Annotated in this window: 26 protein-coding genes; 18 read left to right on the plus strand and 8 right to left on the minus strand. The window is 31.7% G+C overall.

Translation table 11 applies throughout. From position 1 onward, the window contains the following. The first annotated feature begins 304 nt into the window (after positions 1–304). Complete coding sequence (locus tag C7448_RS02185) at positions 305–1,042, plus strand: LytR/AlgR family response regulator transcription factor (RefSeq protein ID WP_115900116.1); 738 nt, start codon at positions 305–307, stop codon at positions 1,040–1,042. After that, positions 1,043–2,965 carry a tetratricopeptide repeat-containing sensor histidine kinase gene (locus C7448_RS02190; RefSeq protein ID WP_115899716.1) on the plus strand — a complete coding sequence of 641 codons (1,923 nt, stop codon included), beginning with the start codon at positions 1,043–1,045 and terminating at the stop codon, positions 2,963–2,965. On the opposite strand, the gene dinB is transcribed toward C7448_RS02190, so the two are convergent. After that, a complete protein-coding gene (gene dinB, locus C7448_RS02195; RefSeq protein ID WP_115899717.1) occupies positions 2,962–4,044 on the minus strand; it encodes a DNA polymerase IV in 1,083 nt (360 codons plus the stop codon). The genes C7448_RS02190 and dinB overlap by 4 nt on opposite strands. 70 nt (positions 4,045–4,114) lie before the next feature. Then, positions 4,115–5,146 carry an oxygen-dependent tRNA uridine(34) hydroxylase TrhO gene (gene trhO / locus C7448_RS02200; RefSeq protein ID WP_115899718.1) on the minus strand — a complete coding sequence of 344 codons (1,032 nt, stop codon included), beginning with the start codon at positions 5,144–5,146 and terminating at the stop codon, positions 4,115–4,117. A gap of 223 nt (positions 5,147–5,369) precedes the next feature. Between trhO and C7448_RS02205 the strand changes: the two genes are divergently transcribed. Together C7448_RS02205 and C7448_RS02210 are read left to right on the plus strand one after the other, a co-directional pair. After that, positions 5,370–6,377, plus strand: a complete 1,008-nt coding sequence (locus tag C7448_RS02205) for an aspartate-semialdehyde dehydrogenase (RefSeq protein WP_115899719.1) — start codon at positions 5,370–5,372, stop codon at positions 6,375–6,377. 64 nt (positions 6,378–6,441) lie between these two features. Beyond that, the gene (locus C7448_RS02210) at positions 6,442–7,095 is read left to right on the plus strand and encodes an HD domain-containing protein (protein WP_115899720.1); all 654 of its coding nucleotides are present in this window, start codon (positions 6,442–6,444) and stop codon (positions 7,093–7,095) included. Between the two features lie 196 nt (positions 7,096–7,291). Here the strand turns inward: C7448_RS02210 and C7448_RS02215 are convergent, their stop codons facing one another. The 4 genes from C7448_RS02215 to C7448_RS02230 are packed head-to-tail and all read right to left on the minus strand — an operon-like array spanning position 7,292 to position 11,169. Further along, positions 7,292–8,074, minus strand: a complete 783-nt coding sequence (locus C7448_RS02215; protein ID WP_115899721.1) for an enoyl-CoA hydratase/isomerase family protein — start codon at positions 8,072–8,074, stop codon at positions 7,292–7,294. A gap of 7 nt (positions 8,075–8,081) precedes the next feature. Continuing rightward, positions 8,082–9,494: a sensor histidine kinase gene (locus C7448_RS02220; RefSeq protein ID WP_115899722.1), complete on the minus strand. Its 1,413-nt coding sequence runs from the start codon at positions 9,492–9,494 to the stop codon at positions 8,082–8,084. Positions 9,495–9,544: 50 nt separating this feature from the next. After that, the gene (locus C7448_RS02225) at positions 9,545–10,015 is read right to left on the minus strand and encodes a hypothetical protein (RefSeq protein ID WP_115899723.1); all 471 of its coding nucleotides are present in this window, start codon (positions 10,013–10,015) and stop codon (positions 9,545–9,547) included. A gap of 2 nt (positions 10,016–10,017) precedes the next feature. After that, the gene (locus tag C7448_RS02230; RefSeq protein ID WP_115899724.1) at positions 10,018–11,169 is read right to left on the minus strand and encodes a DNA polymerase III subunit; all 1,152 of its coding nucleotides are present in this window, start codon (positions 11,167–11,169) and stop codon (positions 10,018–10,020) included. A gap of 121 nt (positions 11,170–11,290) precedes the next feature. Here C7448_RS02230 and C7448_RS02235 point away from each other — a divergent pair, with 121 nt between their 5' ends. The 3 genes from C7448_RS02235 (at position 11,291) to C7448_RS02250 (ending at position 14,345) form a co-directional block, all read left to right on the plus strand. Continuing rightward, positions 11,291–11,515 carry a FeoA family protein gene (locus C7448_RS02235; protein WP_047787963.1) on the plus strand — a complete coding sequence of 75 codons (225 nt, stop codon included), beginning with the start codon at positions 11,291–11,293 and terminating at the stop codon, positions 11,513–11,515. 3 nt (positions 11,516–11,518) lie between these two features. Further along, entirely contained in the window at positions 11,519–13,624 is a 2,106-nt protein-coding gene (gene feoB, locus C7448_RS02240; protein ID WP_115899725.1) for a ferrous iron transport protein B, read from the plus strand. Positions 13,625–13,841: 217 nt separating this feature from the next. After that, positions 13,842–14,345 carry a hypothetical protein gene (locus tag C7448_RS02250; RefSeq protein ID WP_115899726.1) on the plus strand — a complete coding sequence of 168 codons (504 nt, stop codon included), beginning with the start codon at positions 13,842–13,844 and terminating at the stop codon, positions 14,343–14,345. Between the two features lie 102 nt (positions 14,346–14,447). Here C7448_RS02250 and brnQ read toward each other — a convergent pair whose 3' ends face one another. Continuing rightward, complete coding sequence (brnQ, locus tag C7448_RS02255) at positions 14,448–15,734, minus strand: branched-chain amino acid transport system II carrier protein (RefSeq protein WP_115899727.1); 1,287 nt, start codon at positions 15,732–15,734, stop codon at positions 14,448–14,450. 39 nt (positions 15,735–15,773) lie between these two features. Between brnQ and C7448_RS02260 the strand changes: the two genes are divergently transcribed. Beyond that, entirely contained in the window at positions 15,774–16,547 is a 774-nt protein-coding gene (locus tag C7448_RS02260; protein ID WP_115899728.1) for an alpha/beta fold hydrolase, read from the plus strand. Between the two features lie 43 nt (positions 16,548–16,590). Beyond that, positions 16,591–17,244, plus strand: a complete 654-nt coding sequence (gene upp, locus C7448_RS02265; protein ID WP_115899729.1) for a uracil phosphoribosyltransferase — start codon at positions 16,591–16,593, stop codon at positions 17,242–17,244. A 1-nt stretch (position 17,245) separates the two neighbouring features. Here the strand turns inward: upp and C7448_RS02270 are convergent, their stop codons facing one another. Continuing rightward, positions 17,246–18,151 (minus strand): DUF6427 family protein, encoded by a 906-nt coding sequence (locus C7448_RS02270; RefSeq protein ID WP_147300486.1) that lies wholly within the window; start codon positions 18,149–18,151, stop codon positions 17,246–17,248. 42 nt (positions 18,152–18,193) lie between these two features. Here C7448_RS02270 and C7448_RS02280 point away from each other — a divergent pair, with 42 nt between their 5' ends. The 9 genes from C7448_RS02280 to C7448_RS02320 all read left to right on the plus strand — a co-directional run bounded on the left by C7448_RS02280 (position 18,194) and on the right by C7448_RS02320 (position 24,911). Continuing rightward, the gene (locus tag C7448_RS02280) at positions 18,194–18,415 is read left to right on the plus strand and encodes a DUF6341 family protein (RefSeq protein ID WP_115899732.1); all 222 of its coding nucleotides are present in this window, start codon (positions 18,194–18,196) and stop codon (positions 18,413–18,415) included. A gap of 12 nt (positions 18,416–18,427) precedes the next feature. Further along, positions 18,428–19,099, plus strand: coding sequence for a tRNA (guanosine(46)-N7)-methyltransferase TrmB (gene trmB / locus C7448_RS02285; protein WP_115899733.1), 672 nt, complete (start codon positions 18,428–18,430; stop codon positions 19,097–19,099). 375 nt (positions 19,100–19,474) lie between these two features. Beyond that, on the plus strand, positions 19,475–20,122 hold the full coding sequence (locus tag C7448_RS02290) for a zinc metalloprotease (RefSeq protein WP_115899734.1): 648 nt from the start codon (positions 19,475–19,477) through the stop codon (positions 20,120–20,122). A gap of 170 nt (positions 20,123–20,292) precedes the next feature. Next, positions 20,293–20,622 (plus strand): MGMT family protein, encoded by a 330-nt coding sequence (locus tag C7448_RS02295; RefSeq protein ID WP_115899735.1) that lies wholly within the window; start codon positions 20,293–20,295, stop codon positions 20,620–20,622. Further along, entirely contained in the window at positions 20,619–21,164 is a 546-nt protein-coding gene (locus C7448_RS02300; protein ID WP_170136993.1) for a DUF4269 domain-containing protein, read from the plus strand. The genes C7448_RS02295 and C7448_RS02300 overlap by 4 nt, the downstream gene beginning before the upstream one ends. A gap of 227 nt (positions 21,165–21,391) precedes the next feature. Next, positions 21,392–22,522, plus strand: a complete 1,131-nt coding sequence (locus tag C7448_RS02305) for an Mrp/NBP35 family ATP-binding protein (RefSeq protein WP_115899737.1) — start codon at positions 21,392–21,394, stop codon at positions 22,520–22,522. 6 nt (positions 22,523–22,528) lie between these two features. Further along, complete coding sequence (locus C7448_RS02310) at positions 22,529–22,765, plus strand: NifU family protein (RefSeq protein WP_115899738.1); 237 nt, start codon at positions 22,529–22,531, stop codon at positions 22,763–22,765. Positions 22,766–22,956: 191 nt separating this feature from the next. Then, entirely contained in the window at positions 22,957–24,012 is a 1,056-nt protein-coding gene (locus C7448_RS02315; RefSeq protein ID WP_115899739.1) for an NAD(P)/FAD-dependent oxidoreductase, read from the plus strand. Between the two features lie 2 nt (positions 24,013–24,014). Then, the gene (locus C7448_RS02320; RefSeq protein ID WP_245939412.1) at positions 24,015–24,911 is read left to right on the plus strand and encodes a sterol desaturase family protein; all 897 of its coding nucleotides are present in this window, start codon (positions 24,015–24,017) and stop codon (positions 24,909–24,911) included. The last annotated feature ends 1 nt before the right edge of the window (position 24,912 follow it).

Below are 24,912 nucleotides of genomic sequence, written 5' to 3' on the forward strand. Positions count from 1 at the left end.
TAAACTGAACATTAAAATTTATATAAAAAAACACCACTTTTTAAGTGGTGTTTTTATAACTTAATATCATTATTGATTAATCCCCCAATTTATCAATATGATTCCCCTTGTGTATTACACTACAAATATCAGATGAAAAAACATTTTTTACAGTAATGGATGTATAAATGGTTTGTTTTTTTGTGTAAATGGTAAAAAATTTATATTTATCATATAGTTTTAGCCTGTTTTTTTGCTAAAACCGTATTGGTTACATTTCATTTTTAAAATATTATCTGTTACATTTGGTATAAATGTACATGAAATGTTAAGAGCAGTTATAGTTGATGACGAACCAAAAGCAATACAAGGACTTTCTTGGGAGTTATCAACCTTTGAAAATGATATAGAAATTATAGAAACATTTACGGTAGCAGAAAAAGCAATTAAATTTATAAATGAGAATAGTATCGATTGCCTTTTTTTAGATATTGAAATGCCTACGATGGATGGTTTCCAATTATTAGAAAAATTAGAGAATAAAGATTTTGCCATAATTATTACAACTGCATATAATGAGTATGCAATAAAGGCATTAAAGAACCAAGCAATAGACTACCTTCTCAAACCTATAGATTCTGATGATTTAGAGGAAACGATAGGAAGAGTTAAGCAGCATTATAAGAAGAATAACAATACGGAAAAGGTTGAAAAAATATTATCAAGCTTTAACAAGAAGTTTAATAGAAGAAAAATAACTATTAATACAGATGGAAAACTAGTTTTTTTATCTCAAGATGAAATTTTATTTGTAGAGTCAGACGGTAATTATTCAACAATATATACTACGGGAGCTAATAAAAAAATAGTAGTAACTAAAAAACTAAAAGAAATCAATTTACTGCTTCCTGAAGACCATTTTTTCAGAATACATAATTCATATATAATCAACTTAAATAAAATAAAAGAATTTTTAAAATCAGATGGTTATGTTGTACTAGAAAATAATCATAAAATTCCTGTTTCTAGACAAAGAAAGTCGGATTTCTTAGAAAAATTTTAAATGAAACAATTAATAACAATCACTTTTTTATTTTTTATAGTGTTTTCTTGTTTTTCACAAGAAGAAAAGAGAAGTATAAATAGTTCAATACAGCTAGCAATAGAAAAAAAAATAGATGATTATTATGATTTGTACCGTTTTTTTAAAGGTGAACGATTTAAGAAAGAAGGCATAGATTTTCTTTTAAAAGAAAGTGAACGAAAAGAATATAGGTTAGGAGAAGTATATGCTTATAACTTACTTGGAAGGCATTACAGAAACAACTCATTTTTTGATAGCTCAATAGAGAATCATTTGAAAGCACTGAAATTATCAAGAGAGATAGGAGATGTTAATGCAGAGATAGTTACGCTAAATCAAATAGGGGTAGTATATAGGAGACAAGATAAGATTAGAAGTGCTTTGAATTATCACCAAATGGCACTTGAGTTAGCTGATAAAATTGAACTTCCAGATGTTGATACCAAAATAAGTATAAGTATATCAAATAATAGTATTGGTAACATCTACTTAGCTCTTAAACAATATCAATTAGCGTTAGAAAAGTTTAAAAAAGCAATCTTAATTCAAGAGAAAACTGATGATAAAAGAGGGTTGGCAATCAATCATCAAAACATGGGGTTGGCTTTTCAAAACTTAGGAGATATTGATGCAGCATTAGAGCATTACAATAAATCTTTACAATATAATATTGAAAATAATTCAAGTATAGGAAAGGTCATTTGCCATAATAGTATTAGTAATGTTTTATTGTTGCAAGGAAAGTATGAAGAAGCTTACAAGTATATAAGCGAAGTCGTGTCTCTTTCAGAAAAAACAGGTAACCAATATTACACCTCAGATGTATATATTACTTTAGGTAATGTACAGTTAAAGTTGGATAGCCTAGATAAAGCAAAAATATATTTAGAAAAAGGCTTAGCAGTTGCTAATAAACATAAAATTCCTTCAGGAGTTAACCAGTCCAAATTATACTTATCTGAGTTATATGAGAAAAAAAAGGACTACGAAAAAGCGTATAGTTTTTACAAGAAGGCTATTGAAGGAGAACGGAAAACATTTAATGACAAAAATATATTATATGTAAACAACCTTATTAATAAATATGATAATGAGGTTAGTAGAAATAAAATAAAAAGTTTAGCAAAAGAGAATGAAATTGCAACATTAAAACTATTACGAAATAGAAATGTTTTAATTATAACATTAGTTTCTATAGCCTTGTTAGGAGTGTTGCTGTACTCGATGTATAGGCAACGCTTGTTAAACAACGATAAAAAAATACTGATGCTAGAACAGGAAGCTTTGAGAATTCAAATGAATCCGCATTTTGTATTTAATGCACTAAATTCTATTAAACTATATGTTATAAATAATGAACAAAAAAATGCGGTATACTACTTAAATAAATTCTCAAAACTAATTAGAAGTATTTTAGAGTCTTCATCTGTAAAAGAAGTAACGTTGAGTGAGGAGCTAAAAACTATGAATTTATATATGAGTATCGAAAATATTCGATTATCTAATGAAGTTAATTATGTTGAAAAAGTAGATTCGAACGTAAACATAGAAAGAATAAAAGTTCCACCATTAATATTGCAGCCTTTTTTAGAAAATTCTATTTGGCATGGACTTTCGTGTAAGAAAGGAGAAAAAGAAGTTTCGCTATCAGTCTCAAAAATATCAGAAGAATTTATACAAATTGATATTATAGATAATGGAATAGGTAGAGGTGCTGCCATGGAAATAAGAAATAATAAATCACTAAACCGTAAGTCGATAGGTATAGACTTGACGAAAGAACGGTTACGAAACTTTGCGAATGAGTATGCAAATAATTATTCATTAATCTATACGGATATAATTGACAAGAAAGGAAACCCGAAAGGAACCAAAGTATCGTTAAAAATACCAATACTTTAAAAATCAAACCGTAATTGTACCCAAACAGGATCTTTTTTCTCAGTATTTAAATTACTAAAAGAAATACCTAACAATCGAACTGAGTTATCAAGTGTGTCTTGATACAGTAGCTCTTTTACAATAGGGTAGAATTCTTTTTTTAACTGTAGGTAATGGTCGGTAGTCTTGCTGCGAGTTTGTTGTGTAAAATCGCTGTATTTGATTTTTAAGGTTACTGTTTTTCCTTTAGTATTCGATTTTTTCATGCGACGCTCTAACTCATCAGCAATTTTATCAAGTCGCTCTAACATGAAAACCTCTGAAGATAGATTTTCTCTAAAAGTAGTTTCGGCGGCAATTGATTTTCGAATACGATTAGGTTTTACTGCTGAATTATGAATACCTCGAACAATATGGTAATAATGCACCCCAGACTTTCCAAATAACTTAGAAAGTTCTTCCTGTGATTTTTGCTTTAAATCTAAACCTGTAAAGATGCCAATATTATGCATTTTTGCAGCGGTTACTTTGCCTACACCATAAAACTTATTCACAGGTAATTGCTCTAAAAACTCTAGAACTTCTTCAGGGTTAATGGTTTTCTGCCCGTTAGGCTTATTAATATCAGAAGCAACTTTAGCAATAAACTTATTAATAGATATGCCTGCGGATGCTCGTAATTCTAATTTATCCCAAATACGTTGACGAATTTCTTGAGCAATCATGCTAGCTGACGGATTTCCTTTTTTGTTCTCAGTGACATCTAAATAAGCCTCATCCAATGATAAAGGTTCCACCAAATCGGAATAATCGTAAAATATTGTTCTAATTTTTAAAGAAATCTCTTTGTAACGATCAAAACGAGGAGGGACAAATATTAAATGTGGGCATTTCTGTTTTGCTAATACACCACTCATGGCAGAACGGACTCCAAATTTTCGAGCTTCGTAGCTTGCTGCAGAAACTACACCACGTATTTCACTTCCTCCAACAGCAACGGGTTTTCCTCGTAACTCAGGATTATCCAACTGCTCTACAGATGCATAAAAAGCATCCATATCCACATGAATAATTTTACGAAAAGGAGGTTGCAGTTCCATAATGTAAAAATAGAAAAAGCTCCCTTAAAACTAAGAGAGCTCTATAGAATAAGTCTTTATAAAATTATACTTACTTTTTAAATTTTAAAGCTTCTGAACGTCCTTTTTTAAATATTTTATTGCTTGCGTGTTTTCCTTTGCGCAATTCTTTTTGTTCTTCGAATGGTAAATGAATGATTTCTTGACATTCAGGAGAACAGGTGTTCTCCATTTTTTCAGCACATTCATCACATTGAATGAATAATAAGTGACACCCTTCGTTAGCGCAATTAATATGCGTATCGCAAGATTTTCCACATTGGTGACAATCGGCAATTACATCATCAGATATTTTTTCAGCTCTACGATGGTCAAACACGAAGTTCTTGCCTAAGAATTTGTTTTCTAAATCTTCATCTTTTACTTGACGTGTATATTCAATGATTCCTCCTTCTAACTGAAAAACATTTTTAAAACCTTTGTGTTTGTAGTAGGCAGAAGCTTTTTCACATCGAATCCCACCTGTACAATACATCAATAAATTTTTATCTTCTTTATGGTCTTTTAAATCTTCTTCAATAATATCTAAAGAATCTCTAAATGTATCAACATCTGGAGTAACAGCTCCATCGAAATGACCTATTTCACTTTCATAGTGGTTTCGCATGTCTACACAAACCGTATCAGGATTGGCTAACATCTCATTAAACTCTTTAGCGTTTAGATGAACACCTTTATTAGTTACGTCAAAAGTATCGTCATTTAATCCGTCAGCAACAATTTTGGCACGAACTTTTACTTTTAGTTTTAAAAAAGATTTATTGTCATGTTCAATAGCTACGTTTAAACGAATTCCATTTAAAAAAGCGATGCTATCTAATTGATCTTTTAACGCTAAAAAGTTTTCGGAAGGAACAGATATTTGAGCATTGATTCCTTCAGAAGAAACATAGGTTCTTCCTAAAACGTCTAGTTCATTCCATTCTAGGAATAATTTATTTCTAAATAAGGTTGGGTTTTCTATCTTATGATATTGATAGAATGAGATAGTAATGCGGTCTTTTCCCGCTTCATCTATTAATTTAGCGCGTTCTTCAGCGCTTAACTTGTTGTACAGTTGCATGCTATACTTTTTTAAGTTAAACAAATATGTTGTGATTTCAACAAAAAATCGATGCAAATGTACTGATTTTTTGCGTTTTACTGTTTAAAACAATACTTTTTAGTTGAAAACGATATATTTTAAACTTTAACGTATTTTTTCATAGAAAATAAATACAACTAATTCGTTTTTTTTAAACCTTTGTAACTCGTTAATAATAATTTTATACTCAAATAGTAAAAAGATGAGAGTAGCAGTAGTAGGCGCTACCGGTATGGTAGGTAATGTAATGTTACAAGTATTAGCAGAACGTAATTTTCCGATAACAGAATTAATTCCTGTTGCATCGGAACGTTCGGTAGGTAATCAAATTGAATTTCAAGGAACAAATTATACAGTAGTAGGTTTAGAAACAGCAGTAGCAATGCAACCAGATATTGCATTGTTTTCGGCAGGGGGTACTACTTCGATAGAATGGGCTCCTAAATTTGCTGAGGTAGGAATAACCGTAATTGATAATTCATCAGCATGGAGAATGGATCCCACAAAGAAGTTAGTAGTTCCAGAAATTAACGGAGATGTGCTAACAAGCGAAGATAAAATTATAGCAAACCCAAACTGTTCTACCATTCAATTAGTAATGGCATTGGCTCCGTTACACAAAGAATATAAAATGAAGCGTGTGGTAATTTCAACCTATCAGTCAGTTTCCGGAACAGGTGTTAAAGCTGTTCGTCAATTAGATAATGAAGAGGCAGGGATTGAAGGAGAAATGGCATATCCACATAAAATTGGAAGAAATGCTTTACCACATTGTGATGTGTTTTTAGAAAACGGATATACTAAGGAAGAAATGAAGTTGGTAAAAGAGCCAAAAAAGATTTTACGAGACCATTCTTTTAGTGTTACAGCCACGGCAGTTAGAATACCAACAGCGGGAGGGCATTCTGAGGCTGTAAATGTTCAGTTTGAAAATGATTTTGAACTGGAGAAAATTCGTGAATTGCTAGGAAAAACTGAAGGAGTTGTTGTACAAGATGATGTGCAAAATAATGTATATCCAATGCCAATTTTAGCAAATAATAAAGATGAGGTTTTTGTGGGTAGAATTAGAAGAGATGAATCTCAATCAAACACTTTAAATATGTGGATTGTTGCTGATAACTTGCGTAAAGGAGCGGCGACTAATACAATTCAGATAGCAGAATACTTAGTAGCTAATAACTTGGTTGAACCACCGGTTACTACATAAAACAAATTATAATAAAACTTTTAAATCCTGTGCTTTGTAAGTACAGGATTTCTATTTTTGAAAGATGAATAAGGAGCAAATAATACAGAATACAATTGAGTTTGTAAAAGAAACCTTACAAGGAGCAGAAGGAGGGCATGATTTTTTTCATATTGAAAGAGTATATAAAAATGCTTTACTCATAGCAAAAGATGAAAATGTTGATGAATTTGTGGTTTCGTTAGGCGCATTGCTCCATGATATTGCAGATAGTAAATTTCATAATGGTGATGAAACTGTAGGTCCACAAAAAGCGAGAACCTTTCTTCAAAGTCAGCAAGTTTCTGAAGAGTACATTATTCATGTTGAAAATATCATTACCAATATCTCTTTTAAAGGAGGAAATTTTAAACAAAACTTTAAATCTCTTGAGCTAGACGTAATTCAAGATGCTGATCGATTAGATGCTATTGGAGCTATTGGAATAGCTCGTTGCTTTAACTACGGAGGGTTTAAAAATAGAGAATTATACAATCCAGAGATTCCTCCAAATTTAAAAATGACCAAAGAGGAATATAAAAAGTCTACAGCACCAACAATTAATCACTTTTATGAAAAACTACTGCTGTTAAAAGACAAAATGAATACTACAACAGGCAAAGCAATAGCAAAGGAAAGACATGCTTACATGGAAATGTTTTTAAATCAATTTTATAATGAATGGAATGGAATTATTTAGCTTTTATTATGTTAATAATGTAAACTTTGTGTTGCTTTAATAAAAAGTTTACGTTAAAATTTGGATGTTATTGAATTTAGTATATATTTGCCTCAGTTAATAACCCCCAATTTATTAATGTAATCCCCTTATTGTAAAAATAGCATCTAAATTTTATTTAGATGCTATTTTTTTATACCGATTATTTTATAAAAAATTACTTTCCTGGAAATTCAGGTTTGCGTTTTTCTAAAAAGGCAGTAGTTCCTTCTTTAAAATCTTCAGTCCCAAAACAATTCCCAAACTCTGTAATTTCGCTCTCAAAACCGTTCACACCATCTTTAAAATTATCATTTACAGATTTAATTGCAGCGCTAATGGCTACAGAAGAATTACGCATAATTTTTGAAGCTATCTTTTCAGCTAAAGGCAATAATTCTTCTTGTGAAGTAACATGATTTACTAACCCAGCTTCTTTGGCTTCTTCTGCAGAAATCATGCCTGCTGTCATAATTAACTCCATGGCTTTACCTTTACCAACTAATTGCGGTAAACGTTGTGTACCACCATAGCCAGGAATAACTCCTAAAGAAACCTCAGGTAATCCCATTTTAGCATTGTCTGAAGCCAACCTAAAGTGACAAGCCATGGCTAATTCTAATCCGCCACCTAAAGCAAATCCATTTATAGCAGCAATTACGGGAGTAGATAGGTTTTCAACAAAATCAAATAAAATTTCTTGCCCTTTTTTAGCTAACATACCACCTTCTTTAACAGAGAAATGTGCAAATTCTGAAATGTCAGCGCCAGCAACAAATGCTTTTTCTCCACTTCCTATTATAATAATTACTTTAACAGTGGTGTCTTCTTCTAAAATTTTAAAAGCATTGTGTAGCTCTTCGATAGTAGCTTTGTTTAAAGCGTTTAATTTTTTTGGTCGGTTAATTGTAATGGTTGCCAATGCGTTAGCTTGTTCAACTAAAATATTTTCAAAATTCATACTATGTTTATGTTTTAGGTAATATTACAGTAAAAACAGTTCCAACTCCTTTGGTTGAAGTAAAGGATATTGTACCGTCATATGCTTCAATTATATTTTTTATAATGGATAAACCTAAGCCCATTCCACTTGTTTTAGTAGTAAACTTGGGTTCGAAAATTAACTCTTTATTTTCATCACTAATACCTTTTCCGTTGTCGGAAACTATAATTTTAATATTGTTCCCATCAGAAGCAACCTTAACTTCTATTTTAGGGTTTTTATCGGTGTCTTTTATTGCTTGAATTGAGTTTTTAACTAAGTTGGTAACAATTCGTATCAATTGAGTTTTATCTAAACTAGCATATAATTCGTGTTCTTGAGGAAAGTAATGTATGTAGTCTTCAGTAAAAATATCTAAAGAGTGTTTAACTATATCAACAACATTCAATTTTTCACGGCGTTGTGTAGGCATTTTAGCAAAATCAGAAAAAGCAGATGCAATAGAGCTCATTACATCAATTTGTTGAATAAGAGTTTCGCTGTATTCAGACATTCTTTCTTTGATGTTAGGGTCCTCTGGGTTGAATTTTCTATCAAAACTTTGTACGGATAAACGCATAGGTGTTAACGGATTTTTAATCTCGTGGGCTACTTGCTTAGCCATTTCTCTCCAAGCTTGCTCACGTTCACTTTGAGCTAATTTTACAGCACTTTCCTCTAGTTGATCAATCATATTGTTGTATGCAGCAACAAGAGAGTTGATTTCTGAACTTGCAGAGTTTAATATAATTTTCTCATTACGCTTATTTAAGCGAGTTTCGTTTATCTTTTGTGAGATAGTTTGAATTGATCGAGTAATATAAGTTGATAAGAAATATGCTAAAACAATTGCAATAATGAGCATTAGTAAATAGACTAACGATAAACGTGAGATAAACTCTCGTAGCTCATGTTTTTGCTCTTCATTATTTTGTGCGATTTGTAGTTCTAAAATCCCTATTCGCTTAAAACGAGGATCATTTAAGTAGGTATATGAAGATTGATAAGTGATACCTTTTTCAGTTCTACTTTTTAAAATTTTATGGTTTGAATTGTTGGCTAAATCTCTAACGGTTTCGTTGGCTAGATCTTGACCTTCTTTTTTGTCAAAGTTATAGGGAATGGAAGATTTTAAAAGCTTTCCATCCATATCATACATAGAAATAGTAAGTTTATGAACGTATGCAATATCGTAAATCCTATCTTGAAAAATTTTAGCTAAATTCTCAGTAGTTACTGGATAAGTGGTTCTACGTTTTAGTTCTATTTCAATATCTTGTTTTGTAGAGAATTCTTTACGTTCAAAACGTGAAATATTATAATCTTTTGTTTGCTCGTCGTACTGGTAAATAGTTACTAATACAATTAAAATAGATGCCAATAGTACCAAAAGTATCATTGACAAGAAGATTCTAATTCGTAGCGATATGTTGTTGAAAATACGCAATTTTATAATTCTATTTTTTTAGTTTTCATAAGCAAAGTATCATCATTTTCTCCATCACTATCCCAGTCGTAGGTAGAAGTAGCACTAAATCCATTGTTGGTTTGTGTAATTTTATACCAAGCCCGTACTTGTTTTCCTAAATATGGATAATCAACAAATAAACTATCGCGACTAGTTTTCCACTTTCCTCCTGCTTTACTAACTTTTTTTCCATCGGCTTGTAGAAACCATGCAGTGAAAGTGCCATCATTTTTGTAGGTAGATTGAGCTTTTCCAGAACTAGGTTTGCTAAAATCATCTTCAAAAACTGAAGTACTATCAGTTTCGTTTGCTGATAAATATTCAATTTTTAAATACGTAGTTTCCCAACTTCCAATCAAATATTCTTTTAACAATGATTCTTTTTTTTCTTGTTTACAAGCAACAAAAAGTATTCCGAAAATCAGTGCGGTAATTGTATGTTTTGTTTTCATAATTAAGATTGAATTTTTTCTTCTTTGGTGTGTAGAAGACGTGTTAGTTTGATAGATAAATCTAACAAAATAATTTTAGCATTTCCGTTTCTTTCAATGTGATATTGCGCGTCACTTACTTCCTTTTCAATGATTAAGATGTTGGCACTATGAACAAAGGGAGCAAATTTAGCAAGGTCAAAGTTTGCAGATTGAGTTTCTAAAAACACCAAATCTGGAGTTCCGTAGTTAAATAGTAAAGCTTGTCTAAAAAACTGTAAACAATATTGTAAAAACTGTTTTTGAGTTTCTCTACCAGATTTAGCAATCTCTTCTGACCAACCAATTAAATCTTGAATAACAGCAGCGTTTCCTTTAGCTCTAAAGGCAGCACGAATCCAGATAATAAACCATTGTTCAAAAACTAAATCGTTTGAGTTGTTGTTTAAAACATGTAGTGCCTTGTTGTAGTTTCCTTCCGATTGATGGGCGATTTTTACTGCTTCATTTTCTGATACACCTTTTTGTTTAATTAGATTATTAGCTATGTCACTTTCGCTTAACGCAGGAAAATGTAATGCTTGACATCGAGATTTTATGGTGTTAATAATCTGTTCTTCATCTTCAGTAACAAGAATAAAAACAGTCTTACTTGGTGGTTCTTCAATTAGTTTTAATAATTTATTGGAGGCAGCAATATTCATTTTTTCAGCCATCCAAATAATCATTACTTTAAAACCACCTTCGTACGATTTTAATTGTAGTTTTTTTACAATGTCTTCTGCCTCATCAACACCAATTTGGCCTTGTTTGTTTTCAACACCAATATGTTGTAACCAATTAAACAAACTTCCATAAGGTTGTTCTTTAATAAAAGTACGCCAATCCTCTAAAAATAAATTACTAACAGGGTGTTTTTTTACTGAATCATTCGTAGTTACTGGAAAAGCAAAATGTAAATCAGGGTGTTGTAGTTTGCTGCATTTTATATTGCAAGCTTCTACGTTATCAGAAAAATTACATAACAAGAATTGAGCATAGGCAATTGCCATAGGTAAAGTACCACTTCCTTCTTTACCAATAAAGAGTTGTGCATGCGGAATTCTATTGTTTTCAGCTGATTGCTGTAAGTGTTTTTTTATGTGTTCTTGCCCAATAATATTGTCGAAAGTCATACCACAAATATAAGACATCAAACAAAGAGAACAACCTATTGTAAATAAATCATATATTGTGTCAGTATACTGTTTAGAATGATTCTATTTTAGTATATTTGCAAGCTAAAAATATATATTTTTGAGTACTATCGCATCGTTACATTTAGGGGAAAAAGGAATTATATCTGAGGAGTGCTTAGATAAAATTCCGTTAAAATTATTAGAAATGGGGTGTTTACCTGGAAGTGAAGTTGAATTACTTCAAATAGCCCCTTTAAAAGACCCGATGTATATATGCGTAAATGGAAGTCATTTAGCGATTCGAAAAGAAACAGCTTGTCAAATTTCAATCATTAAACTATAGCTGATGAGTAATCGTATTAATGTTGCGTTAATTGGAAACCCGAACACAGGAAAAACATCGTTGTTTAATCAGTTAACAGGTTTAAATCAAAAAGTAGGAAATTACCCAGGAGTTACTGTTGATAAAAAGCAAGGTATTTGTAAGCTACCTAATGGTAAAAGTGCAACGATTACCGATTTACCAGGTACATACAGTATAAATCCAACTTCTTTAGATGAAAGTATTGTTTTAAAAGCATTAATGACAACTCATCAAGAGGAAAAGCCTGATGTTATTGTTGTAGTTGCGGATATTGAAAACTTAAAACGAAACTTATTACTGTTTTCGCAAATTCAAGATTTAGAAGTTCCGACGGTTTTAGCTTTAAACATGGCGGATCAATTACAGAGAAAAGGAATCTCTATAGACATACCTGCTTTAGAAAAAGAGTTACATACTAAAGTGGTGTTAATGTCGGCAAGAACAAACGAAGGAGTTGGTGACTTAAAAGAAGCAGTAGCCAATTATGAATCGTTAAAAGTACATTCAAACTTTAACGAACTATCTAAAAAAATAGATGCCACTTATTTTGAAAAGTTAGCTACTATAAGTAAAGAATTTACTTCGTATGAGCTGTGGATGATGCTAACGAAAAACCATACTCCGTTACTTTCTTCCTTAGAAAAAGAAAGAATAAAAGAGTTTGAAGGAGAAATTACAAAGCAAAAAAAGTATCAACATAAAGAAACTATATATAGATACCAGCAAATAAATACTGTTTTAACTAAAACATATAAGGTAGATGCTTCTAAAGCAACTGATGTACGTAGTAAACTAGATAGAGTTTTTACCCATAAAATATTTGGGTATGTTATTTTCTTTGGATTGTTATTGTTGATATTTCAGTCTATTTTCGATTGGGCATCTACTCCAATGGATCTTATCGATGGTTTATTTGCAAATATTGCAGAATTTACAAAAGCACAACTACCAGCAGGAATGTTTACCGATTTACTTACCGAAGGAATTATCCCTGGAGTTGGTGGAGTAGTAATTTTTATACCTCAAATAGCCATTCTTTTCCTATTTATATCCATTCTTGAAGAAACAGGCTATATGAGTAGAGTAGTGTTTTTAATGGATAAAATTATGCGCCGCTTTGGAATGAGTGGTAAAAGTGTGATTCCGTTAATTTCAGGAACAGCCTGTGCTATTCCAGCAATTATGGCAACTCGAACCATTGCTAGTTGGAAAGAACGTTTAATTACTATTTTGGTAACACCTTTTACAACCTGTTCAGCACGATTACCGGTGTATGCAATTTTAATAGCATTAATTATTCCTGATACTAAGCTGTTTGGTTTTTTTAGTTTACAAGGGTTTACTTTGTTAGCATTATATATTTTAGGTTTTGCAGCAGCAATTATCGCAGCATATATTTTGCATAAAACATTGAAAATTAAAAATAATTCACTTTTTGTAGTTGAAATGCCTAACTATAAAATACCGTCAGTAAAGAATGTGTTTTTTGATGTGTTGGATAAAACAAAAGCATTTGTTTTTGGAGCAGGAAAAATCATTTTAGCAATTTCAATAGTGCTGTGGTTTTTAGCATCTCATGGACCATCATCTTATGAAAATGCCGAAAAAAATGTGGTAGAAAGTGTAGCGAATCAAGAATTATCAGAAGAAGATTTGGCTAAAAAAGTAGCTTCTGCTAAGCTAGCAAACTCATATATAGGTATCGCAGGAAAAACAATAGAACCAGTTGTTAAACCATTGGGTTATGACTGGAAAATAGGTATTGGGTTAATTAGTTCTTTTGCTGCAAGAGAGGTGTTTATTGGTACATTAGCAACTATTTACAGTGTTGAAGATGATGGAGAGGATACTACTACGATAAAACAAAAAATGGCATCGGAGGTGAATCTTGTTACAGGAGAGAAGAGATTCAATCTTGCTACAGGAATTTCTTTATTATTGTTTTATGCATTTGCAATGCAGTGTATGGCAACATTGGCAATTGTAAAAAGAGAAACAAGAAGTTGGAAGTGGCCAATAGTTCAACTAGTAAGTATGGGAGCTTTGGCGTATTTGTCAGCATTTATAGCCTATCAAATCTTAAGATAATGCAAGAAATTATAACATATACAGTTGTTTGTGGAGCTGTTATTTTTTTAGTGAAAAAATTCTTTTTCAAATCTAAAAAAAGTAGTGGTTGTGATACAAACTGTAACTGCTCGTAAAAGAGAAAGTAGATATTACTACTGCTTTTTGTAAAAAAATGTATGTTTGTGGTATTATACTTGTGGGTAACAGGTAACTTATAATTTAGTAAAAAAATAAAATGAAAAAAATAGTATTAACAGTTGTGGTTTTTGTTAGCTCTTTTACGTATGCACAGCAAGAATTGAAAGTAGATTTACTAGATGCATTAGCTTTTAAAACGTTGGAAGTATCTTATGAACACTACACAACTGATCGCTCTTCAATTGGTATTTCAGCGTTATTTAACTTTGAAAAAAAATCAGCAGATTTTAGATATAACGAAGAACGAATGTTCACTCCGTTTTTCCGTCATTATTTTACCAATAATAGTAATTGGAACTATTTTGGAGAAGTTTTTATGGGAATTAATACAGGAGAAAGAGAAGTTGAAGTTCAAGGAAGTACAACAAAACAATATAAAGAGTATACAGACGGAGCTTTAGGTTTAGCATTTGGTTCAAAATATGTGTCTTCAGGTGGTTTTGTTCTTGATGTATATGGAGGTTTAGGAAGAAATCTATTTACTACTGAAGCTCGTTCTATAGTGCCTAGAGTAGGGATAAATTTAGGGTATCGTTTTTAAGATATTCACTCAAATAAAAATATAAAGCTCGCTATTGTGAGCTTTTATAGTTTATGGGGATAATGTTATTTCAATTGACAAAAAAACGTAATAAATAAGGGACTATTCAGTTGAAATTGACCTTTTGTATCTAATCAAGTTAGCAAAGACAAAACTCAAGATAGCAGGCAATACCCAGCCCAAATTATGATTGGCAAAAGGAATGTTGTTTTTTATCTCAATTAAGTAGTTAGGGTTGATAATAAACCCTAAAAAATCAGGGATGCTAAATAAAAAGGTTACTCCCACTACAATTTTAAAAACTAAAGTTGAGGTGTATTTTTCAGGAAGTACATTTAGTACAATTAAAATAATAGTTATTGGATAAATAAACATTAGAGCAGGTAATGCAATATTGATGATGTATTTTACATCAAACTGACCTACAACAATTCCTAGTAAACAGGCAATAATAGCAGTAATTGTAAAAACCTTTTGAGAATTATTACTAATCCCTTTAAAATAATCGGCAGTACCTGTAATAATTCCAACAGCAGTTGTAAAACAGGCCAAAGCAACTAAAACACTAAGAAAAACACTTCCTATATTTCCTAAAGTCTGATTACTCAAAGAATTTAAGATCTCTGTTCTATTAGCGCTTTCAGAAAAGGTAGAACTAAATAAAACACCGTTATAAATAAGACCAGCATAAATAATTAACAATCCTATACCAGCAATAAAGCCAGCTTTGGTAATTAGCTCTTTTTTCTCTTCAAAAGTTGTGTTTGTATTAAAATTCATTGAAATAACTAAAACACCACCAACAACTATAGAAGCGATAGCATCAAAGGTTTGGTATCCTTCTAGTAACCCATCAACAAAAGGAGCTTTAAAAGTAGTTGGAGTTATTGTATCAGGAGCTGTAAAAACTCCAACAAAAATAATAGCCAATAAAATACATATAATAAGAGGGGTTAAAAACTTACCTAATAGGCTTAGTACTTTTGATCGGTTCAAGGTAAAAAGAAAAACAAGTCCGAAATAAATTGTACTAGTAATTAAAGAACTACTGTTACTAAAATAAGGAGCAATAGCCATTTCATGAGTAACTGATGCTGTTCTAGGTGCAGGTAAAGCAATACAGATAGTGTATACAACAAAACAATAAATAAGGCTAAAAGTAGGAGACACTTTTTTGCCAAAATCATACATAGTACCTTGTAGCTTAGCATGTGCTAAAATACCTAGCATAGGAATAAAAATAGCAGTAATAAAAAAACCAATAGTTACCCAAAACCACAAATAACCAGCATTTTTTCCTAAAAAAGGAGGTAAAATTAAATTACCAGCTCCAAAAAACATTGAAAATAAAGCAAATCCGTTTATAAATATCTCCTTAGTTTTGTGCATTGCCTAACAAATTAGTAAGCGACGAATATACATTAAAAAATGATTGCAAAATTTAAAGAAACAACCGTTTTTTACACTGATACTGGTAAAGGAAACTGTGTTGTTTTATTACATGGGTTTCTAGAAAACAGTACGATGTGGAATGCCGTGATTGAAGAATTGTCTAAAAAAAACCGTGTAATTTGCATTGACCTATTGGGGCATGGGAAAACAGGGTGTGTTGGGTATATACATACTATGGAAGAAATGGCTGAAGCAGTTAAATCTGTGTTAAGAGAATTAAAAATCCGTCGATCTATTTTTGTAGGACATTCAATGGGAGGTTATGCTGCTTTAGCTTTTGCAGAAAAATATTCGAAAAATGTAAAAGGAATATGCTTGATGAACTCTACCGCTCAAGCAGATAGTGAAGGGCGAAAAAAACTAAGAATTAGAGCAAATGAAATGGCAAAAGAAAACTACGAGACATTAGTGAAAATGTCGATAAGTAACTTATTTGCAGAAAATATGCGCTCGCAATTATCTAAAGAAATAGAGAAAATAAGGGGGGAAGCCTTAAAAATACCAGTTAGAGGATACATTGCAGCTACAGAAGGAATGCGTTTGCGAAACAACAAAGAAGCTACATTACAAACAATAGAAAAGCGGTTAATAATCGCTGGAAAAAGCGACCCAATATTAAATTACCTTATTGTTGAAGAAGAAGCTAAGAGGACCAGGACCTCATTAATTACATTGCCAAACGGGCATATGAGTCATGTAGAAGCTAAAGAAGAATTACTAAAAGCATTAATCAACTTTATAAGAGCTTGATAAAATTCTATTACTTTTGTAGGATACAAAAAGAATATACTTCATGAAAACTCATCACTTAGCCAAACAAAACTCTATTCTTAATAAATTCTTAGCAGAACTTAGAGACGTCTCTATTCAAAAAGATTCAATGCGTTTTCGTAGAAATATTGAACGAATAGGTGAAGTTTTAGGGTACGAATTAAGTAAAGAGTTACACTATAACGTCAAAGAAATAACAACACCTTTAGGAACGAAAAAGGTAGAGTTACCAGCAAATGATATAGTATTATGTTCTATTCTTAGAGCAGGATTACCGCTACATAATGGAATGTTAAACTATTTTGACGATGTAGAAAATGCGTTTATTTCAGCATATCGTCATCATCCTAATAATGATGAAGAATTTGAAATAGTAGTAGAGTATTTTGCATCACCTTCTATTGATGGAAAAATAGTATTGTTAGTAGACCCGATGTTAGCAACAGGTCGATCAATGGTTGAGGTTTATGAAGGGATAAAAAAGTATGGAACACCAAAAGAAATAATAATAGCTTCGGTTATTGGTTCAGTAGAAGGTGTAGAATACGTTGCTAAACATTTACCTGAAAGTACTACTTTATGGATTGGCGACATTGATGAAAAATTAAATGATAAAGGCTATATAGTACCAGGTTTAGGAGATGCTGGAGATTTAGCTTACGGAGTTAAATTATAGTTTACACGACAGTGTTTAGAGTAAACGAAGCTATTAAGAATAGAATAATAATAACATCAGCGTACCATTTTTTTTGAAAAAACTCTATTCCGTTAGCTAGAACAACTGAAAGGGGAAAGAACACATATAAAAACTCGCTTCCAGAACCATCTTCAACTAAAAGTAAAATAGCTGTAGTAATTACGAGATGAGTAAGAATCAATATCCAGTTTTTTCTAAACTTATTCTTAACAGAGAGTGCTTTGGGGCTTTTTAAAAGAATAGAAGCTACCAAAAAAAAGCTTATAAAAAGAATAGGGAATAAATACTTTTCATGAGAATAAAAGCTTAAATCGGGATAAAAATTCCAATCAAAAAGTAACCAGAATTTATCAATTTCATCATGCCAATAATAGTATGTAAAGTGCAAAAAAACAGGAGCTAAAAAACCAATTACAGGCGTTAGAAGTGTTTGATAGGTAAATCGTTGGTGTAAAAATATAGAAAAGTAAAGTAATACAAGTAATAGAGGAGCATAAGGCTCTATTAAAAATGAAATTCCAAGCCACAAACCACCGTCAAACAACTTATGAAAAATGTTTTTTGAAGATTGTAAGCTGTATACTTTTCGTAGGAAAAGAAGTATAGTTAAGTTGGCATAAAAAGTTTTATTTACCTGTATCGTATCAGGAAAAAAACCAATTAATATTACAAAAAATAAAAAAGCAAAAGAATTATCATAAGTCAATAGGTTTTTTGCAATGATAAAATTGTACACTGAAAAAACAACTAAAAACCAACCAAGTTCTTTAACAAGGTTGAAAGATAATTCCTTAGAAAAAATACTAAAAACAAAATACCCTAAAAACAGTACAAAAAGTACAATAAAATTTATAGGTTTAGATTTACCGAAAAAATTGGCTAACATTGTTTCTTTTTATATTTTTGCAGCTGTAAAGATACTTAAGATATGATAGCAGGCAATATTTTTAGATGGATTGGTAGTTTATTTACCGACTTTTTATTTGCACCATTTAATTGGTTACGTTTAACAGTAGCTAAATCAGATGCAGGTTGGTGGACCTCAAACGCTGTAAACTGGTTCTTTTTATTAGTCCTATTAGTATTATTTGCTTATTGGATGAAAGAAGCTGCTCGTTTTAAAAGAGAAGGAACAGAAGATAGAGCCTAATTTCTATATACTTTGGGAAGCAAAAACAAACTAAAACGTTTCAAAGAAAATGAAACGTTTGCTAACGTTATTCAACCTACGCGAGAAGAAGTAACTTCTAATTTTCCTTACAAAGGAAAATGGAATACTTTTTTTAAAAACGACAACCCAATAGTTTTAGAACTAGGTTGTGGTAAAGGTGAATATACAATTGCTTTAGCAGAAAAAAACCCTGATAAAAATTTTATTGGAATTGATATTAAAGGTGCGCGATTTTGGCGAGGAGCTAAAACAGCACTGGAAAATAACATGAACAATGTTGCTTTTATCAGAACTCAAATAGAATTAGTAGATTATATTTTTGCTAAAAATGAGGTTTCTGAAATTTGGATAACCTTTCCAGATCCGCAAATTAAATATAAGCGTACCAAACACCGTATGACTAATACTGAATTCTTGAAAAAATACCATGGTATTTTAAACTCAGAAGGAACAGTTAACCTAAAAACCGATAGTGAATTCATGCACGGCTACACTTTAGGTTTGTTGCATGGAGAAGGTCACGAGGTTTTACACGCAAATCACGATGTATATAAAAATGTGTACAGTCCAAAAGAAGTTACGGGTACACAAACATTCTACGAAAAACAATACTTAGAAGTAGGAAAACCTATTACCTATATAAAATTCAAACTAAACTATTAATCCTGCAAATAAGCAGGATTTTTTTGTCGATTAGTATAGTCTGTAAATATATATCAAGTTGAATAGTGTTCATTTTATAATAGAGGTAGGTTTTGTTAAAGTAATTTATGGAATACTTATAAATACTACTGTAATAATAAAGATTTCTGTTTAGTTCTTCTTTTTTTATTTTAAAAGAGCTTTAATATTTTTAAGAGTAATACAATATTACATGTACTTGATTTGAAAAAAACAATTAAATGTGTTTAAAATATTGTTTTTCAAGGGTTTAAAGTTTGTGTATAAACTGATGAAAAAACTGATAAAATTATTTTTTTTATTAATTTAATTATTATTTTTGTTTAGATTAAATAAAAATAATAAAACCCTTTTAAAATGAAAATTACCTCAAAAATTAGTAGAAAGACAATTGTTACCCTGTCTTGTATGGCTTTATTTTTAATTTCTTGTAGTGAAGAAGAAACTCTAATTACGGATGTAGAAGCAAAAATGGATCAATCTAGTGTTAAATTACATTCGAGAGGAGTATCTGACGGTTTAGCAAGTCCAGAGAGTGCTGTGAGAATTAAGTACTTTATTGATTCAGAGATGCCTGTTGAATGGATTGAAGCTATTCATAAAGCTGCTTTGGTGTGGTCAAACACAACTCGCTCAATAAATATGTCACCGACTTCTCTCAAAAGTAATGCAAATTTTAATTTTAATTTTATAGAAGAGTCACCACGTTACTCAAGTTCTCCAGCTGGGGCAGAATTTCCTAATGAAAATGGGGATGTAGGAACAAAGGTTGATATAAATTCTGGATATATACCACAACTAGAACAATCAGTACCTGTACTTACTCCTAAACTTAGAGAGTATATATTAATACATGAGTTAGGGCATGTTTTAGGATATACACATTTTACTAATTTAAGTTTTATGCCTCCTAGGTTTACAGAAGAAGAAGAAAAATGGTCAGGTATGTCCGAAGCAGACATAAAGTTAATAAGAAATGACTTTCCTAATATAGATCCTAGATAATTTAAATGATTAAAAAGCTACTCTACAGTAGCTTTTTTTAATTACTAATGATTTTCGTAGTGTTTACTTTTTATTTTCATAATACATATTTGGAGAACATTAAGGTTTATATGTATTCTTTTTCAGAATTGTAGGAAGTCTATTTTACTGTAAAGTTGTATTTTTAATTTATGAAAACAACATCAAATAACTTCTTCGAAAAAGTGTACGAAGTAGCTCGTTTAATACCACATGGAAGAGTTACAAGTTATGGTGCTATAGCTACCTATTTAGGGGCAGCACGTTCAGCAAGAATGGTTGGTTGGGCAATGAATAATTCTTCAACAAAAGAAGTGCCAGCACATCGAGTAGTAAACAGAAAAGGATTGTTAACAGGAAAACATCATTTTGATGGTACAAACCTTATGCAACAATTGTTAGAAAGTGAAGGAATTGAAATCATTGATAACCAAATTCAAAATTTTGAAAAGGTATTTTGGAATCCAAGTGAAGAATTGTGATAAATTTTAAAAACATATCATATTTAAAAGCTGGAACAGCTCGACAAAGAGAAGCTCATAAAGCGCTATTAGAACTTAATGTTTTCGAACGATTAAAAAACTTTAACCCTATTTTAGTAGGCACAATACCTATCAATATTGATGTAGAGTCAAGCGATTTAGACATTATTTGTCAAAGTGAAAATCATGAAGGATTTATCAAGGCTGTAAGTGCAGAGTATGGAGAACTTTCAGAGTTTGAAGTAAAAGAAATAGTATCATACAAAAACCTAAAAACAACAATTATTACGTTTAAATACAAAACATTTCCAATAGAATTTTTTGTACAAAAGAAACAGCCAGAAAAACAAGATTCTTATCTGCACATGCTTATTGAATATCAGGTTTTATTAAAAGAAAAAGAAGCGTTTAGATTAAAAATTATAGACTTAAAAGAACAAGGGCTTAAAACAGAACCCGCTTTTGCCAAACTCTTAAATTTAGGAGGAAACCCTTATGAGGAGTTATTAAGCTACGGACTTCAAAAAGGTTACATTTCCTAGCTTTTAAAGAACTCATAGAAAACATCAAATTACAATTGTCACTATAAGTGATTTTCTGTAAGGAAACGGTATCCAAAACTCATCGATAAGACCAACTTATCAACCCATAAATATTACCAATCTAAAGACTTTATTTTCTGAGGGCTAAAACGTATCTTTGCAGTTAAGATTAAATAAAAATAAGCAACGAGCTTATCGCTTGCTGTTTAAAGCATATAGCATAAAACATGAGTTTTAAAAAACAAGATATATACAAAGCATTAGAAACGATAACTGCACCAGGTGAAGGTAAAAGCTTGGTTGAAAACGAGAACATAACCAACGTAGTTGCGTTTGGAGATGAAGTAGTTGTTGATGTTACTATTGCTAACCCATCGTTACAGGCTAAGAAGAAGGTAGAAGTTGAGATAATGAAAGCAATTCATCAACATGTTGATCAAAAGATTGATGTAAAAGTGAATGTGAAGGTGGAAGTTCAACAAAAAGAAAACCCGAACCAAATTAGAGGAAAAGAAATCCCTAATATTCAAAATATTATTGCTATTGCCTCAGGTAAAGGAGGAGTAGGAAAATCTACCATTACCTCAAATATGGCAGTTTCATTAGCTAAAATGGGCTTTAAAGTAGGGGTATTAGATGCAGATGTGTATGGGCCGTCACAACACTTAATGTTTGATGTAGAAAAAGAAAAACCATTAGCTGTAAATGTAAATGGACGTTCAAAAATGAAGCCGATTGAAAGTTACGGGGTAAAGTTATTATCATTAGGCTTCTTTACAGACCCAAGTCAGGCAGTAATTTGGCGTGGACCAATGGCATCAAAAGCATTAAATCAATTAATCTTTGATGCAGATTGGGGAGAGTTAGATTTCTTACTAATCGACTTACCTCCAGGAACAGGAGACGTGCATTTATCAATAGTACAAGCAGTACCAATTAACGGAGCAGTTGTAGTAAGTACACCGCAAAACATCGCTTTAGCAGATGCTAAAAAAGGAGTAGCAATGTTTAAACAAGAAAGTATTAACGTACCAGTATTAGGTATCGTTGAAAATATGGCGTATTTTACACCGGCAGAACTTCCTAACAATAAATATTATATTTTTGGGCAAGGAGGTGCTAAAAATTTAGCAGAAGATATTGAAACAAGTTTCTTAGGAGAAATACCATTAGTACAAAGCATACGTGAAGCAGGAGATGCTGGGCATCCAGTAGCTTTACAAGAAAATACACCATTGGCAGAAGCTTTTACAGAGGTAACCAAAGAAATGGTTTCGCAACTATTAAAAAGAAATGCAAACTTACCACCAACAGAAGTAGTACGAATTACTACCATGAGTGGTTGTAGCTCAAAATAAGCAGTTATGGCAATAGAAGACATAAGAAATAACGTAGAAAAAGCGTTGGAAGAAATCCGACCTTTTTTAGTAAGTGATGGAGGTAATATTAAATTATTATCTATAGAAGACAGTACGGTAAAAGTACAATTAGAAGGAGCTTGCAGCGGTTGTTCAGTCAATCAAATGACGTTGAAAAACGGAGTAGAAGCAACTATAAAAAAATACGCGCCAGAAATTACAGAAGTAATTAACGTAGGATAAGCTGACAAAAATCAGCTTTTAAGAAAAGTTCACGCTTTAATTTTGGGCGTTCGAGCGTGCTTTCGTTACTCGCTTCCCGATAAAAATACCGGGAGAGCTCAAACAAGCCACTCAATCACTAACGCATAAATATTCCTGCCTTACTTCAAAAGGCAGGAATCTCAGTATAAATAAGAGAATTTTGTTACAAAATGATACAAACAGACATATTAATTATTGGAGCAGGACCGACAGGATTATTTACGGTTTTTGAAGCAGGGTTGTTAAAATTACGTTGTCATTTAATTGATGCCTTACCGCAACCAGGTGGGCAATGCTCAGAAATCTATCCTAAAAAACCTATTTACGATATCCCAGCTTATCCAGAGATTTTAGCAGGCGATTTGACTGATAAGTTACTAGAACAAATTAAACAATTTGAACCAGGGTTTACCTTAGGAGAACGTGCTGATACTATTGAAAAACAAGACGACGGAACGTTTATTGTAACGACTAATAAAGGAACAAAACACCAAGCACCTGTAGTAGCTATTGCAGGAGGATTAGGAAGTTTTGAACCACGTAAACCACCGATTCCAAACATTGCAAACTTTGAAGATAAAGGAGTCGAGTACATGATTAAAGAACCAGAACTGTATCGAGATAAAGATGTGGTAATTGCTGGGGGTGGAGATTCGGCTTTAGATTGGTCTATTTTCTTAACCGATGTAGCAAAATCAGTAACTTTAATTCATAGAAGAAATGAATTTCGTGGAGCTTTAGATTCTGTTGACAAAGTACAAGAGTTAAAGAATGAAGGAAAATTAATGCTAATTACACCTGCAGAAGTTAAAGGAATTGTCGGTGAAGGAAAGGTAGAAGGTGTGTTGGTAGAACAAAAAGATAAAAAACCGTTTACCTTGCCATGTGAGCACTTTATTCCGTTGTTTGGGTTATCTCCAAAACTAGGCCCTATCGCAAATTGGGGATTAGAAATAGAGAAAAACGCCATTAAAGTAAACAATGCATTAGATTATCAAACCAACGTAGAGGGTATTTACGCAATTGGAGATGTAAATACGTATCCAGGAAAATTAAAGTTAATTTTATGCGGATTCCACGAAGCAACGTTGATGTGTCAGAGTGCTTATAAACGTATTCATCCAGATAAAAAATATGTGATGAAGTATACAACTGTAGGGGGTGTAGATGGTTTTGATGGAACAAGAAAAGAAGCACCGAAAGCAGTAGTTAAAGCAATTAATTAAAGGTGCTTCTGACAGAATATATACAACAATTATCACAAGATAAACTCTTGTATTTTGCGCTGCCTATTTTTTTTGTAGGTATGTTGATAGAGTACAGAATAGCAAAAGAAAAATATCATGGAAAAGATACCGGAGTGTCTTTGTTAATGATGGTTTTTTCTGCCATTGTTGAATTTATTCCAAAAATTTTAGCGTTTATAGCTTTTTTCTATTTACATGAAATCAGTCCGTTAAAGGATATAGTTCAGCGTCAATGGTGGGCTTGGGTTTTATTATTGTTTGTTGATGATTTTGCTTACTATTGGTTTCACCGTTTAAATCATGAAGTACGCCTATTTTGGGCAGGGCATGTACCTCACCATTCATCAGTTTATATGAATTTAGGAACAGCGCTACGTCAAGGAGTAGGAGAGCGTATTCATAAGTTTTTCTTTTGGATGTTAATTCCGCTATTAGGATTTGATCCATTAATGATGTTTACCATGATGGGAGTCAGTTTAATCTATCAGTTTTTTGTACATACAGAATTAGTTGATAAACTACCGAAACCAATCGAATTAATTTTCAATACACCGTCACATCATAGAGTACATCACGCTTCTAATATTCGATATTTAGATTGTAATCATGCAGGGATTTTAATTATTTGGGATCGTATGTTTGGGACTTTTTCTGAAGAGCTTAAAGAAGTAGAAAAACCTGTATATGGTTTAACCATAAACATTGAAACCTTTAATCCTGTAAAAGTAGCAACGCATGAATATGCTGCTATATGGAAAGATGTAAAAAGAGCTGATAGATGGAATGATAAACTCAATTATATATTAAATTCACCAGGTTGGACACATGATGGGGAAGACAAGAGAGCTAAAACACTTCGAAAAAAAATGAATTTGTAAA

This window comes from Tenacibaculum gallaicum (genome assembly GCF_003387615.1).
GTDB classification, from domain to species: domain Bacteria; phylum Bacteroidota; class Bacteroidia; order Flavobacteriales; family Flavobacteriaceae; genus Polaribacter; species Polaribacter gallaicus.